We start from the raw sequence: 13047 nt of genomic DNA on the forward strand, positions 1-13047 counted from the left end.
GGAGGACCGGACCGCCCCTTCGCGTCTTCGGGCCACTGCTCGCCGCTCCCCGGGCCGTAGGGGCTGCGCGGATGTCCTGTAAGCGCTGTAATGGCGAGGTGGTCGGACAGGGCGCTGCGGAACGCGGATCGAGGACGCTGCGTGCCGAGGGTGCCCTGAAGGCGATCGCGTCCGGCCCGGAGCAGGAGGAGCGGCCCCGCCGGATCCTCGAACAGGCGCTGGTCTTCGCGGGCGCCTCCCTCGCCGCCCTCTACACCCCCGGCGACGACCCCGAGCTGCTCTGCCTGTCCGCCTCGGCCGGTGTGCCGCGGACCCTGTACGGAGTACGCGACAGCTACCCGGCGTCCGGCGGCTCACCGGTCGCCGACGCCCACCGCGGCAAAGAGGCGGTGTGGATCGGCCCCGAGGAGTTCGCCGGATCGGCCGAGTCGCGGCACGTGCCCTCCAGCGGCTTCTCCCTCGCCACCCTGCCGGTGCGCGGGGACGGCGGCGGCTGCCTGCTCGCCCTGACCGAGCGTCCCGACGGGTTCGACGCGGAGGACCGGGCCTGCCTCGAACTGGTCGCCGAGGCACTGACCTGCCCCGCCCCGGCCGAGGCCGAGGAGGACGGGGATCTGCGGCCGGACTCCTTCAGCCTGGCGATGGACACCGGCCGCGTCGAGGTCGGCGACGACATCCTGCGCCTGTTCGGGCTCACCCCCGACGAATTCGACGGCAAGGTGGAGACGCTGCTCGGCCTCACCGTGCCGGAGGACCTGCCGTCCCTGATGTCGGTGACCGAGTCCGACCACATGACCATCGGCGACCGCGAGCTGGAGTTCCGGGTGCTGCAACCGGCCGGCCCGCCGAAGTGGCTCCGGCTGAGCGGACGCCTGCTGCCCGGCGGCGAGGGGCGTCCGACCCGCCTGGTCGGCACCGTCGCCGACGCATCGACCCTGCGCCCGGACGTGACCGACGTGGCCCGCGTGCAGCGGCTCGCCGCCGCGCTGGCCACCGCCGGTACCGTCCGCGACGTCGGCCAGGCCGTGGTCGCCGCCCTGCGCAGACCGCTGCGCGCCGACCGGATCGCCCTGGCCGAGCTGGAGAACGACCGGCTCGTCGTCACCGTCCTGGACCCGCCCGAACCGGAGTCCTGGCCCGAGCTGTGGCGGCTCGAGTGGCGCACCGAGTGGCCGGACGCGCCGGTCCGGGCCATGCCCACCCTCGCCGCCGCGCTGCGCGAGGGACGCGCCCGGATCTGGCCCGCCGGCACCGGCGACCTGGAACCCGCCCTCGCCGACGTCGGCCCCGGCGGCCTCGCCGTACTGCCGCTGCCCGCCGCCGGCCGCATGGCCGGCGCCTGTCTGATCGGCTGGGACACCCCGCACGACTTCGGCCCCGACGAACGCGCCCTGCTCACCGCCTCCGCCGGCCTCGCCGGACAGGCCCTGACCCGCGCCCGGGCCTTCGACGCCGAGCACGAACTCGTCGGCATGCTCCAGCGCCAGCTGCTGCCGCGCCGGCTGCCGAAGCTGCCCGGCGCGGTCGCCGTCGCCCGGTACCTGCCCAGCACGGCCGGGCTCGAGCTGGGCGGCGACTGGTACGACGTGATCCCGCTGCCCGACCACCACGTCGCCCTCGTGATCGGCGACGTCCAGGGCCACAGCGCCGGGGCGGCCACCCTGATGGGCCAGATGCGCACCGCCCTGCGCGCCTACGCCGTCGAGGGCCATCCGCCGGACGTCGTGGTCTCCCGCGCCAACCGGCTGCTGACGGGCATGGAGACCGACCTCTTCGCCACCTGCGTCTACGTCGACCTCGACATGGAGGAGGGCTCGGCCTGGTGCGTCCGGGCCGGACATCTGCCGCCGGTGCTGCGCCACGCCGACGGCAGCACGGACATCGCCGAGGTGCCCGGCGGCCCACCGCTCGGCGTGGTGACGCAGGCCGCCTTCCCGATGAGCCCGCTGCGGCTGCGGCCCGGCACGCTGATCGCCCTCACCACCGACGGTCTCGTGGAGTCCCCCGACACCGACATCGACGAGGGCATGGACCGGTTCGCGCACGCGCTGGCCGCGTCGGACCCCGCCCACCTCGGGCTCGTCGCCGACGCGCTGCTCGGCAACGCCCGGCGCAGCGACGACGTCGCCCTGCTCCTGGTGCGCTACGACGGCATGGCACTGCGCCCGCTGCGGGAGAGCTGGTCCGTGTGGCGGCTGCCGGAGGCCGTGCGGCACGCCCGCCGCTTCGCCCGGCGCACCCTGCGCTCCTGGGGCGTGCCCGACGACGGCATCGACGCGGTGCTCCTGATCGTCTCCGAGCTGGTCACCAACGCCCTGGTGCACACCGACGGCCGGGTCCGGCTCGACCTCGCCCTGATCGGCGGCCGGATGCGGGTGGCGGTCGCCGACGCCTCACCGCGTACGCCGGTCAAGCCGACCAGCATCGGCTGGGAGGCCACGGGCGGGCGCGGCATCCTCCTGGTCGAGGCGATGTCGGCGGCGTGGGGGACGCTGCCGGTCGGCGGGGGCAAGCTGGTCTGGAGCGAGATCCCGCTGAACCCGTGAGCGTCCCCGGCCGGTTCAGCCGAGCCGCTTCAGCAGCTCCTCGGCGAGCGGGGCGGCGGACGCCGGGTTCTGGCCGGTGACCAGGTTCCGGTCGGCGACCAGGTGCGGGGCCCACGGCTCGGCCGCGCGGACGACGATCCCGGCCCGGCCGAGCCGGTCCTCCAGCAGCCACGAGGCCCGCTCCGCGAGACCGCCCTGCGTCTCCTCCTCGTTGGTGAACGCGGTCACCTCCAGGCCCGCGAAGGCGTTGGCCCCCTCGGCGTCCACGGCGGCCAGCAGCGCGGCCGGGCCGTGGCAGACCACTCCGAGCGGGGTCCCGGCACGCAGCGCCTCGGTCAGCAGCCGGCCGGAGTCGGCGTCGACGGCGAGGTCCTCCATGGGCCCGTGGCCGCCGGGGTAGAAGACCGCCGCGTAGTCCCGCAGCCGGACGTCGGAGAGGCTCACCGGGTGCCGCAGCTCCGTGAAGCCCTCCAGCGCGCGGGCGATCCGGTCGGCGTTCTCCTGGCCGCCGTTGACCTCGGGGGCCAGCGACGCCCGGTCGACGGGCGGCACGACCCCGCCCGGCGTGGCCACGACGACCTCGTGACCGGCGGCGGTGAACGCCTCGTACGGGGCGACGGCCTCCTCCGCCCAGAAGCCCGTCGGGTGCCGGGTGCCGTCGGCCAGCGTCCAGTGGTCGGCGCCGGTGAGGACAAAGAGGATCTTCGACATGTGGGGTCTCCCGGAAGGACGGGCCGCGATCCGTCGTACGCGGCGCTGCGTCCGAAACTAGGACCCGAGCCCTGCGCATCGCCAATGCCACGGCCGATGACAGCCATAGGAATCCGTATGGCAGCGTCCCGCCGCACCGCCGTAGGGTTCAGGGGTGCGACACAGTGACCCCGCGACGGGCCCCGCCGGCACCACGACCCCGGCCGCCGCGCCGCCCGACCTCAACCTGCTGCGGACCTTCCTCGCGGTCCACCGCTCCGGGTCCTTCACGGCCGCGGCCCAGCTCCTCGGCCTGTCCCAGCCGACCGTCACCACGCAGATGCGCGCGCTGGAGCGGCAGACCGGCCGCGAACTGTTCGAGCGACTGCCGCGCGGAGTCGCCCCGACCGCGGTGGCCGACGAACTCGCCGCGCGTGTCGCCGCGCCCCTCGACGCGCTCGCGGCGGCCGCCGGGCACGACCCGACCGGTCGCACCCGGCCCGGGCCGGTCCACCTGGCCGGACCCGCCGAACTGCTCTCCACCCGCGCCCTCCCCGCGCTCTCCGGCCTGGTCGCCGACGGCGTGCGGCTGCGGGTGGGTCCCGGACTGACCGACCCGCTCCTCGAGGAACTGCGGGCCGGGCGGCACGACCTGGTGATCGCCACGAGCCGCCCGCGCGGCCGCGGACTGTCCGCGGTGCCCCTGGCGGACGAGGAGTTCGTCCTGGTCGCCGCCCCGGCCCTGGCCGGCCGGCTCCGGCCCGCCCTCGCCGCCGAGGGGCCCGGTGCCCTGCACGAGGCCCCCCTGATCAGCTATGCCGAGGACCTCCCGATCGTCCGCCGCTACTGGCGGCACGTCTTCGGCCGGCGCCTGACCTGCCGGGCCGCCGTCTCCGTGCCCGACCTGCGGGCGGTCGTCGCGATGGTCGCCGCCGGGTCCGGGTTCAGCGTCCTGCCGCGGTACCTGTGCGCCGCCGAACTGGACTCCGGCGCGCTCGTCCCGCTCGAAGAACCCGAGGACGCGCCGATCAACACCGCCTACCTGGTGCACCGCCCCGGCGCCTTCGACAACCCGCACGTGCCTCTCGTCCGGGACCATCTGCTGCACGCCGCACGCGAGTGGTGACCCGCGCCACATCGGGCCCGTAGTGCCCGTGTGGCCCGTGCGCCCGGTGTTTCGCGGCGTCCTGCCCGGGGACCCGAGGAGGTACAGACACAACGGATACAAGGAGGATGAAACCCCGTGAGAACGGACACCAGCGAGCACATCGTCGTCCGGAGGCCGGAGACGGGCTGGTCGAAGGCCCGTCGGCTGCGCGCCAGGGGTGCCATGCACACGTGCATACCCGCCGTCGAGGACCGCGGGGCTCCCCGCGCACCGCGCACGGGCCAGGAGTCGAACATCGTGCGGGGCGAGGACTGAGACCGCCCGGCAGCGGGCCACACGGGACGCGCGGGTAACGTCGGTACCGTCCCGCCACTCCTCCCGACCGCAGCAAGGCAGCGTTCATGCACCTCCTGGTCACCGGCGCCGCCGGCTTCATCGGCTCCCGGTACGTCCGGACGCTCCTCGCCTCCGACGCTCCCGGAGCGCCGCACATCACCGTGCTGGACGGCCTCACCTACGCGGGCACCCTCACCAACCTCGAAGCGGACCACCGCCGGCTGCGGTTCGTGCACGGGGACATCCGTGACGCCGGACTCGTCGACAAGCTGATGGCCGACGCCGACCAGGTGGTGCACTTCGCCGCCGAGTCGCACGTGGACCGCTCGATCGACGCCGCCGCGGACTTCGTCCTCACCAACGTCGTCGGCACCCAGACCCTGCTGGACGCGGCCCTGAGGTACGGCGTGGGCCCCTTCGTGCACGTCTCCACCGACGAGGTCTACGGCTCCGTGGACACCGGTTCGGCGACCGAGGAACACCCGCTGCGGCCCAGTTCCCCCTACTCCGCCTCGAAGGCCTCGGGCGACCTGCTGGCCCTCTCGTACCACCGCACCCACGGCATGGACGTTCGGGTGACCCGGTGCTCGAACAACTACGGCCCGCACCAGTTTCCCGAGAAGATCGTGCCGCTGTTCGTCACCCGCCTCCTGGACGGGCTGAGCGTGCCGCTCTACGGCGACGGGCGCAACGTACGCGACTGGCTGCACGTGGACGACCACTGCCGGGGCGTCGACCTGGTGCGGACCCGGGGCCGGGCCGGCGAGGTATACAACATCGGCGGCGGTACCGAGCTGAGCAACCACGACCTCACCGGCCTGCTCCTCGACGCCTGCGGCGCCGGGTGGGACCGGGTGGTGCACGTCGAGGACCGCAAGGGGCACGACCTGCGCTACTCGGTCGACTGGGGCAAGGCCCGCGACGAGCTGGGCTACCGTCCCCGCCGGGACCTCGCGGCCGGGCTGGCCGGGACCGTCGCCTGGTACCGGGACAACCGGGCCTGGTGGGAGCCGCTCAAGCGGCGCGTCGGCGGGGAGTGAGGGTCCGACGGGGCCGGGTGCTCAGTGGCCCTTGGCCAGCAGCTCCAGGATCTCCGCCGTCGTACCCGTCTCCCCGAGCCGCGGGAAGATCCGCTCGACGCTGTTGCGGTGCGCCTCCGCGTTCATGTCGCTCATCGCGTCGGTGGCGAGCGTGACGTGGTAGCCGTGCTCGTGGGCGGCGCGGGCCGTGGACTCCACGCCGATGCTGGTGGCGATGCCGGTCAGCACGATCTGGGTGACCCCGCGGCGGCGCAGCTGGACGTCGAGGCCGGTGCCGTGGAAGGCGCCCCAGTTGCGCTTGGTGACGGTGAGGTCGCCGGGGTGGCCGGCCAGCTCATCGACGACGACGTCCCAACCCTCGGGCCGGGCCCCGCCGGGTCCGGTCTCCGTGCGGCCGGGCACGGCGTCCGCCCCGTCGGCGGCGAAGGAGACCCGGACCAGGACCACGGGCAGGTCGCGGGCGCGGAACGCGTCCGCCAGCTCGACGCTGCGGGCGACGACGTCGGCGCCGCCGAAGGGCTCGGTCGGTGCGGCGACGATGCCCGCCTGGAGGTCGATCACGACGAGGGCGGTGCGGGGGTCGAGGGTGGTGACGGCCATCAGGGGGTGCCTTTCGGATGCTTCGCGGAACGCCGGAGACCTTTCGCCTCCATACCGGCACGCTAATTTCTACAGCTAAGACTGTCCAGTTAAGACTGCACAGTTTTACCTGTTGATTGCTACCCTGGACCCGTGCGTCTGCTCCTCATGTCCGACACCCACCTGCCCAAGCGGGCGAAGGAACTGCCGGCGCCCCTGCTGGCGGAGATCCCGCGCGCCGACGTCGTGCTGCACGCGGGGGACTGGGTCGACACGGCCACCCTCGACCTGCTGGAGAGCCGCAGCCGACGGCTCGTCGCGGTGTACGGCAACAACGACGGACCGAGGCTGCGCGCCCGCCTCCCCGAGGTGGCGTACGCCGACCTCGGCGGCCTGCGCTTCGGAGTCGTCCACGAGACGGGCGCGGCCCAGGGACGCGAGGCCCGCTGCGCCGCCCGCTTCCCCGGGCTCGACGTCCTCGTCTTCGGGCACAGCCACATCCCGTGGGACACGACCGCGCCCGGCGGCCCGCGCCTGCTGAACCCGGGCTCGCCGACGGACCGGCGCCGCCAGCCGTACTGCACCTATATGACGGCCACGGTCGCCGACGGCCGGCTCGCGGACGTGGAACTGCACAGGCTGCCCCGACGCTGAGCCGTGGCGCCGGCCGGCGACGTCATGGAGTACCGCGCCCGGACCCCCTGACCGCGGCGCCCCTGGCTACTCGTCCCAGGCCTGGATGGTGGTCTGCTCCACGATTTCCCCGTCCCGCAACGACAGCATCGACTCGGCGAGGACCCGCACTCCGTCCGGATACGTGCACTCCTCGGTGAACGCGACGTTGTCATCCTGGACGACACAGCGTTCCATCCGGTGGGTCATGTCACGGCTGTAGACGTCGTCGAGCATCTCGGCGATCTGCTGCCGGCCGTGCAGCACCTTGGGACGGCTCGGCTGGTCGTAGCGGTCGACGATGCGGACCCGGGCGTCCTGCGCGTACAGCGACACGAGTGGATCCGCCGAGTCTCCCTCGATGCCCCGGCGCAGCGCTTCGGCGTCGAAGCCCCGGCCTGTGCTGGTACCCATGACGACCTCCTTCGAGGGACCGGGCCCGAGGGGGTGACGGGCCGTCGCCGGCCCTCTCCTTTGAGCTTCCTCCGTCCGGGCTCCCGGGGCAATCGCGGCCGGACCGTTGCGCCTCACGGGTGAGCGGAGTGGGCCGCCCGTGTCCGCCCGCGGCCCGTCGGCGTTGCTCACGGCATGATCTCCACACGACGTATCGTCGCCGTTGTCGGGCTCGCCGCCGGTGTCACCGCTCTCGCCGCCCCGATGGCGAGCGCGGCGGGCGGGGGCCCGCTGGGCACCGAGAAGCTCAGCGTGACCAACACCCTCGACTCGCTCGCGGTGGGCGACATGCCCGCCGAGGACCGCGCCCAGGTGCCGCTCCCCTCCCAGCAGCTGAACCGGCTCAACGACCTCGACCAGCTCCAGCAGGTCACCGACCTGGTGTCGCCGCTGTTCGGTGCCGTCCCCGCCCTGGGCTGACCCCTCGAGGCCGGCGCTCAGCCGCCGGCCGCCAGGAACTGGGTCGCCGCCAGCTCCGCGTACAGCGGATCCGCGGTGACCAGTTCCCGGTGCGTGCCGACCGCGCGGACCCGCCCCGCGTCCATCACCACGATCCGGTCGGCCGTCGTCACCGTGGACAGCCGGTGGGCGACGACCAGCACCGTCGTCGTACGGGCCACCTCGGCCACCGTGTCGCGCAGCGCCGCCTCGTTCACCGCGTCCAGCTGCGAGGTGGCCTCGTCCAGCAGCAGCAGCCGAGGGCGGCGCAGCAGCGCGCGGGCGATCGCCACCCTCTGGCGCTCACCGCCGGACAGCTTGGTCCCGCGGTGCCCCACCAGCGTCTCCAGACCGTTCGGCAGCCGGGCGACCAGAGCGTCGAGGCGGGTGGTCTCGAGGACCGTACGGACGGCGTCCTCGTCCGCCTCGGGACTGCCCAGCAGCAGGTTGTCCCGCAGCGAACCGGACAGCACCGGGGCGTCCTGCTCCACGTAGCCGATCGAGGCGCGCAGCGAGGCCAGTTCCCAGTCCGCCAGACTCCGCCCGTCCAGCGTGATCTCCCCGGACCCCGGGTCGTAGAACCGCTCGATGAGCGAGAACACGGTGGTCTTCCCCGCCCCCGACGGGCCGACGAACGCCGTCAGCCCCCGGCCCGGCACGTCGAAGGTCACCCCGTGGTGGATGTACGGCAGATCGTCGGCGTACCGGAAGCGGACGTCGCGGAAGGAGACGGACGCCGGTTCCGCGCCCGGCGAGGGCAGCGGAGCGGGGTGGAGCGCCGGCTCGGCGGGCAGCCGCATCGCCTCGTGGATCCGGGCGAGCGCCGCCCGGCCCGTCTGGTACTGCGTGACCGCGCCGACGACCTCCTGTATCGGTGACATCAGATAGAAGACGAACAGCAGGAACGCCACCAGCGTGCCGACGTCGATCGCGCCCGTCGCCACCCGCGCCCCGCCCACCGCGAGCACCGTGATGAACGCGATCTGCATCGCCAGCCCCGCCGTGTTGCCCGCGGCGGCCGACCACCTGGCGGCCCGCACGCTCTGCCGCCACGACTCCTCGGCGGCCTCGTGCAGCGCCCGTTCCTCCCGGGGCTCGGCGCCGGACGCCTTCACCGTGCGCAGCGCGCCCAGGATCCGCTCCAGCGCGGCGCCCATCACCCCGACCGCGTCCTGCGCCTGGCGGCTCGCCCGGTTGATGCGCGGCACGATCAGGCCCAGCACCAGTCCGGCCCCGACGACCACCGCCAGCGTGACCCCGAGGAGCACCGGGTCGACGACGCCCATCATCACCAGCGTCGCCACCAGCGTGAGCCCGCCGGTGCCCACGCCGATCAGGGAGTCGGTGGTGACCTCGCGCAGCAGGGTGGTGTCGGAGGTGATCCGGGCCATCAGGTCGCCGGGCTCGGTGCGGTCCACCGCCGAGACGCGCAGCCGCAGCAGGTACGACGACAGCGTGCGCCGCGCCCCGAGCACAACCGACTCGGCGGTGCGCCGCAGCACGTACGAACCGAGCGCCCCGAGCGCTGCGTTGGCGACCACGAGCCCCGACATGGCCAGCAGCGCACCGGTGATGGCCCGGTCGTGGGCCAGGTCGTCGATCAGCTCCCGCGCCACCAGTGGCAGCAGCAGCCCCGTGCCGCCCGTGACCAGCGAGAGCAGGGCGCCCGCGAACAGGGCTCGCCGGTGCGGCCGTACGTACGACAGGAGGAGCCGCCAGGCGGGCGGGCCGGCTTCCGGATCGGCGGCGCTCACGGGACTCCTTCGGCAGGCGGGCGACGCCTCAGGCTACGTGGAGCCCGCAGGGCGCCGAAGCGCCCCTCCCCGATCTGTTGCGCGTAGGGTCGGGAGGGAAGCTGAACGGCCGAGGAAAGGGTCACAAGCATGGCGCAGGAAGTACGCGGCGTGATCGCACCGGGCAAGGACGAGCCGGTCCGGATCGAGACGATCGTCGTGCCCGATCCCGGCCCCGGCGAGGCCGTGGTCAAGGTCCAGGCCTGCGGGGTGTGCCACACCGACCTGCACTACAAGCAGGGCGGCATCAGCGACGACTACCCCTTCCTGCTCGGCCACGAGGCCGCCGGTGTCGTGGAGTCGGTCGGCGCGGGCGTCACCGACGTGGCCCCCGGCGACTTCGTGATCCTCAACTGGCGTGCCGTGTGCGGCACCTGCCGGGCCTGTCTGCGCGGTCGCCCCTGGTACTGCTTCGACACCCACAACGCCGAGCAGAAGATGACCCTCGCCTCGACCGGGCAGGAGCTGTCCCCGGCCCTCGGTATCGGCGCCTTCGCGGAGAAGACCCTGGTCGCCGCCGGGCAGTGCACCAAGGTCGACCCGGCCGTCTCCGCGCAGGTGGCCGGTCTGCTGGGCTGCGGGGTGATGGCCGGCATCGGCGCCGCCATCAACACCGGCAACGTCGGGCGCGGTGACACCGTCGCCGTCATCGGCTGCGGCGGCGTCGGTGACGCGGCCATCGCCGGTTCCCACCTGGCGGGGGCCGCGAAGGTGATCGCCGTGGACATCGACGACCGCAAGCTGGAGACCGCCCGCTCCATGGGCGCCACCCACACCGTCAACTCCCGCGAGACCGACCCCGTCGAGGCCGTCCGCGAACTGACCGGCGGTTTCGGCGCCGACGTCGTCATCGAGGCGGTCGGCCGTCCCGAGACCTACCGGCAGGCCTTCTACGCCCGCGACCTGGCCGGCACCGTCGTCCTGGTCGGCGTGCCGACGCCCGAGATGAAGCTGGAACTGCCGCTGCTGGACGTCTTCGGGCGCGGCGGTTCGCTGAAGTCCTCCTGGTACGGCGACTGCCTGCCCTCCCGGGACTTCCCGATGCTCATCGACCTGCACCTCCAGGGCCGCCTCGCGCTGGACAAGTTCGTCACCGAGACCATCCGGCTGGACGAGGTCGAGCAGGCCTTCGACCGGATGCACGCCGGCGACGTGCTCCGCTCGGTGGTGGTGCTCTGATGTCCGCGCGCATCGAACGCCTCGTCACCTCCGGCCAGTTCAAGCTCGACGGCGGCACCTGGGACGTCGACAACAACGTCTGGCTGGTCGGCGACGACCACGAGGTGGTCGTCATCGACGCCGCCCACGACGCCGACGCGATCGCCGAGGCCGTCGGCGACCGGCGCCTGACCGCCATCGTCTGCACGCACGGCCACAACGACCACGTGGGTGCGGCGCCCGCCCTGGCCGACCGCACCGGCGCCACCATCTGGCTGCACCGCGACGACCTGCCGCTGTGGCGGCAGACCCACCCCGACCGGGACCCCGACGCCTGGCTGACCGACGGCCAGGTCATCGAGGCGGCCGGCGCCGACCTGACCGTCCTGCACACCCCCGGGCACGCTCCCGGCGCGGTCTGCCTGTACGACCCCGGGCTCGGCACCGTCTTCACCGGCGACACCCTCTTCCAGGGCGGACCCGGCGCCACCGGCCGGTCCTACTCCGACTTCCCGACCATCGTCGACTCGATCCGCGACCGGCTGCTGGTGCTCCCGCCGGAGACCGAGGTGCGCACCGGACACGGCGACGCGACCACCATCGGCGCCGAGGCCCCGCACCTCAAGGAGTGGATCGACCGGGGGCACTGACCCCCGTGCGGGACACGCGGAAAAGGTGACAGAAGATGTCCGGCTTCCCGGGCACCCTCGGACCCGACAGCATTCGTGCGGGAGAGGAACGGGAAGCCGGACATGGCACAGTCACCGAAGAGTCCGCTGGCGGGCAGGGTCGCACTGGTCGCGGGAGCCACCCGGGGCGCCGGACGGGGCATCGCCGTCGAACTGGGCGCGGCCGGCGCCACCGTCTACGTCACCGGCCGCAGCACCCGCGCCCGGCGCTCGGAGTACGACCGCCCCGAGACCATCGAGGACACCGCCGACCTGGTCACCGAGGCCGGCGGGCACGGTATCGCGGTGCCCGCCGACCACCTCGAACCGGATCAGGTCGCCCGGCTCGTCGACCGCATCGCCCGCGAGCAGGGGCGCCTCGACATCCTGGTCAACGACATCTGGGGCGGCGAGAACCTCTTCGAGTGGGACAGCCCCGTGTGGGAGCACGACCTCGACAAAGGACTGCGGCTGCTGCGCCTCGCGGTCGAGACGCACGCCGTCACCAGCCATTACGCCCTCCCGCTGCTGCTGCGCGGGTCGGGCGGACTGGTCGTCGAGGTCACCGACGGCACCGACGACTACAACCGCGACCACTACCGCAACTCCTTCTTCTACGACCTGGCCAAGACGTCCGTCGTGCGCATGGCCTTCGCGCTCGGCCACGAACTCGGACCGCGCGGTGCCACCGCCGTGGCGCTGACCCCGGGCTGGCTGCGCTCCGAGATCATGCTCGACCACTTCGGCGTACGCGAGGACAACTGGCGGGACGCCCTCGACCGCGTCCCGCACTTCGCCATCTCCGAGACGCCCCGCTACGTGGGCCGGGCCGTGGCCGCGCTGGCCGCCGACCCCGACGTGGCGCGGTTCAACGGCCGCTCCCTCTCCAGCGGGGGGCTCGCCCTTGAGTACGGCTTCACCGACCTCGACGGCAGCCGCCCGGACGCCTGGCGCTACCTCGTCGAGGTCCAGGACGCCGGGCGTCCGGCCGACGTCACCGGGTATCGCTGACGGGCGGCAGCGTCCACCGGGCGCCGTGCCCCGGCGGCAGGGCCAGATCCTCGCGCACCGCCGCGTAGTAGTCCTCCCGCGCGGCCCGGTGCCGCTCCAGGAGGGCCTGCCAGGCGGCGGGGTCACGCGTCTCCTCACGCAGGAAGCGCTCCATGTCGAGCACCGCGACGACCCACACCCGCGCCTTCTCCACCACCTGCCTGCTGCCCAGCAGCAGCAGCGCCTCCCCGGCGGGATCCCGCGACACCGCCGCCTCTGCCTGCGCGGCGGCGGCGTCGCGCGGGTCGAGGGGGTGCGGGTGCGGGTCGTTGCCGAGGTGGGCGGCTATCCGGTAGGTCAGGGTGACCGAGGTCTTCAGGACCCGCGCGTAGTCGGCGTACACCGCCAGCCTGCGCTCCTCCCAGCGGGCCTCGGTCTCCCGCCGCAGCCGGGCCCGGTCACTGCGGACCACGGCGAGATAGGAACCGAGTGCGCCGATCACGACACCCAGGAGCGCGGGGAGTTGCTGCAGAAATGCTGACATGGCGGCACGGTAGCCGCCCGGTGATCGCCCCG

General features: G+C 73.7%; 14 protein-coding genes. 9 read left to right on the forward strand and 5 right to left on the reverse strand.

Going from position 1 to position 13047, the window contains the following annotated elements; genetic code table 11:
* Positions 1-71: 71 nt before the first annotated feature.
* Positions 72-2546, forward strand: coding sequence for a SpoIIE family protein phosphatase (locus tag DMH12_RS13185; RefSeq protein ID WP_125491755.1), 2475 nt, complete (start codon positions 72-74; stop codon positions 2544-2546).
* Positions 2547-2561: 15 nt separating this feature from the next.
* Here the strand turns inward: DMH12_RS13185 and DMH12_RS13190 are convergent, their stop codons facing one another.
* Positions 2562-3257 carry a type 1 glutamine amidotransferase domain-containing protein gene (locus DMH12_RS13190; RefSeq protein WP_125491756.1) on the reverse strand — a complete coding sequence of 232 codons (696 nt, stop codon included), beginning with the start codon at positions 3255-3257 and terminating at the stop codon, positions 2562-2564.
* A 154-nt stretch (positions 3258-3411) separates the two neighbouring features.
* Between DMH12_RS13190 and DMH12_RS13195 the strand changes: the two genes are divergently transcribed.
* From DMH12_RS13195 to rfbB, 3 genes are all read left to right on the forward strand, one after another.
* On the forward strand, positions 3412-4362 hold the full coding sequence (locus DMH12_RS13195; protein ID WP_125491757.1) for a LysR family transcriptional regulator: 951 nt from the start codon (positions 3412-3414) through the stop codon (positions 4360-4362).
* Between the two features lie 117 nt (positions 4363-4479).
* Entirely contained in the window at positions 4480-4659 is a 180-nt protein-coding gene (locus DMH12_RS13200) for a hypothetical protein (protein ID WP_125491758.1), read from the forward strand.
* Positions 4660-4745: 86 nt separating this feature from the next.
* Entirely contained in the window at positions 4746-5720 is a 975-nt protein-coding gene (gene rfbB, locus DMH12_RS13205) for a dTDP-glucose 4,6-dehydratase (protein ID WP_125491759.1), read from the forward strand.
* A 21-nt stretch (positions 5721-5741) separates the two neighbouring features.
* Here rfbB and DMH12_RS13210 read toward each other — a convergent pair whose 3' ends face one another.
* Positions 5742-6320: a hydrolase gene (locus DMH12_RS13210; RefSeq protein WP_122615195.1), complete on the reverse strand. Its 579-nt coding sequence runs from the start codon at positions 6318-6320 to the stop codon at positions 5742-5744.
* A 132-nt stretch (positions 6321-6452) separates the two neighbouring features.
* Between DMH12_RS13210 and DMH12_RS13215 the strand changes: the two genes are divergently transcribed.
* Positions 6453-6953 (forward strand): metallophosphoesterase, encoded by a 501-nt coding sequence (locus tag DMH12_RS13215; protein ID WP_125491760.1) that lies wholly within the window; start codon positions 6453-6455, stop codon positions 6951-6953.
* A gap of 66 nt (positions 6954-7019) precedes the next feature.
* Here DMH12_RS13215 and DMH12_RS13220 read toward each other — a convergent pair whose 3' ends face one another.
* A complete protein-coding gene (locus DMH12_RS13220; RefSeq protein ID WP_125491761.1) occupies positions 7020-7385 on the reverse strand; it encodes a nuclear transport factor 2 family protein in 366 nt (121 codons plus the stop codon).
* Positions 7386-7559: 174 nt separating this feature from the next.
* On the opposite strand from DMH12_RS13220, the gene DMH12_RS13225 reads away from it, so the two are divergent.
* On the forward strand, positions 7560-7844 hold the full coding sequence (locus tag DMH12_RS13225) for a hypothetical protein (RefSeq protein WP_125491762.1): 285 nt from the start codon (positions 7560-7562) through the stop codon (positions 7842-7844).
* 17 nt (positions 7845-7861) lie between these two features.
* Here DMH12_RS13225 and DMH12_RS13230 read toward each other — a convergent pair whose 3' ends face one another.
* On the reverse strand, positions 7862-9616 hold the full coding sequence (locus tag DMH12_RS13230) for an ABC transporter ATP-binding protein (RefSeq protein ID WP_125491763.1): 1755 nt from the start codon (positions 9614-9616) through the stop codon (positions 7862-7864).
* A gap of 129 nt (positions 9617-9745) precedes the next feature.
* Here DMH12_RS13230 and DMH12_RS13235 point away from each other — a divergent pair, with 129 nt between their 5' ends.
* The 3 genes from DMH12_RS13235 to DMH12_RS13245 all read left to right on the forward strand — a co-directional run bounded on the left by DMH12_RS13235 (position 9746) and on the right by DMH12_RS13245 (position 12492).
* Positions 9746-10834 (forward strand): S-(hydroxymethyl)mycothiol dehydrogenase, encoded by a 1089-nt coding sequence (locus DMH12_RS13235; RefSeq protein WP_122615458.1) that lies wholly within the window; start codon positions 9746-9748, stop codon positions 10832-10834.
* Positions 10834-11463: an MBL fold metallo-hydrolase gene (locus tag DMH12_RS13240; protein ID WP_125491764.1), complete on the forward strand. Its 630-nt coding sequence runs from the start codon at positions 10834-10836 to the stop codon at positions 11461-11463. Before DMH12_RS13235 ends, DMH12_RS13240 begins: the two co-directional genes overlap by 1 nt.
* Positions 11464-11565: 102 nt before the next feature.
* Positions 11566-12492 (forward strand): SDR family oxidoreductase, encoded by a 927-nt coding sequence (locus DMH12_RS13245; RefSeq protein WP_125491765.1) that lies wholly within the window; start codon positions 11566-11568, stop codon positions 12490-12492.
* On the opposite strand, the gene DMH12_RS13250 is transcribed toward DMH12_RS13245, so the two are convergent.
* Positions 12476-13015, reverse strand: coding sequence for a hypothetical protein (locus tag DMH12_RS13250; RefSeq protein ID WP_125491766.1), 540 nt, complete (start codon positions 13013-13015; stop codon positions 12476-12478). The genes DMH12_RS13245 and DMH12_RS13250 overlap by 17 nt on opposite strands.
* Positions 13016-13047: the final 32 nt, after the last annotated feature.

Source organism: Streptomyces sp. WAC 04229 (assembly GCF_003947455.1).
Taxonomy (GTDB): domain Bacteria; phylum Actinomycetota; class Actinomycetes; order Streptomycetales; family Streptomycetaceae; genus Streptomyces.

Excerpts from the sequence above, each read along its gene's own strand:
- DMH12_RS13250 (WP_125491766.1), bottom strand. The coding sequence starts at position 13,015 with ATGTCAGCATTTCTGCAGCAACTCCCCGCGCTCCTGGGTGTCGTGATC.
- DMH12_RS13220 (WP_125491761.1), bottom strand. The coding sequence starts at position 7,385 with ATGGGTACCAGCACAGGCCGGGGCTTCGACGCCGAAGCGCTGCGCCGG.
- DMH12_RS13210 (WP_122615195.1), bottom strand. The coding sequence starts at position 6,320 with ATGGCCGTCACCACCCTCGACCCCCGCACCGCCCTCGTCGTGATCGAC.
- DMH12_RS13240 (WP_125491764.1), top strand. The coding sequence starts at position 10,834 with ATGTCCGCGCGCATCGAACGCCTCGTCACCTCCGGCCAGTTCAAGCTC.
- DMH12_RS13185 (WP_125491755.1), top strand. The coding sequence starts at position 72 with ATGTCCTGTAAGCGCTGTAATGGCGAGGTGGTCGGACAGGGCGCTGCG.
- DMH12_RS13245 (WP_125491765.1), top strand. The coding sequence starts at position 11,566 with ATGGCACAGTCACCGAAGAGTCCGCTGGCGGGCAGGGTCGCACTGGTC.
- DMH12_RS13235 (WP_122615458.1), top strand. The coding sequence starts at position 9,746 with ATGGCGCAGGAAGTACGCGGCGTGATCGCACCGGGCAAGGACGAGCCG.
- rfbB (WP_125491759.1), top strand. The coding sequence starts at position 4,746 with ATGCACCTCCTGGTCACCGGCGCCGCCGGCTTCATCGGCTCCCGGTAC.
- DMH12_RS13190 (WP_125491756.1), bottom strand. The coding sequence starts at position 3,257 with ATGTCGAAGATCCTCTTTGTCCTCACCGGCGCCGACCACTGGACGCTG.
- DMH12_RS13225 (WP_125491762.1), top strand. The coding sequence starts at position 7,560 with ATGATCTCCACACGACGTATCGTCGCCGTTGTCGGGCTCGCCGCCGGT.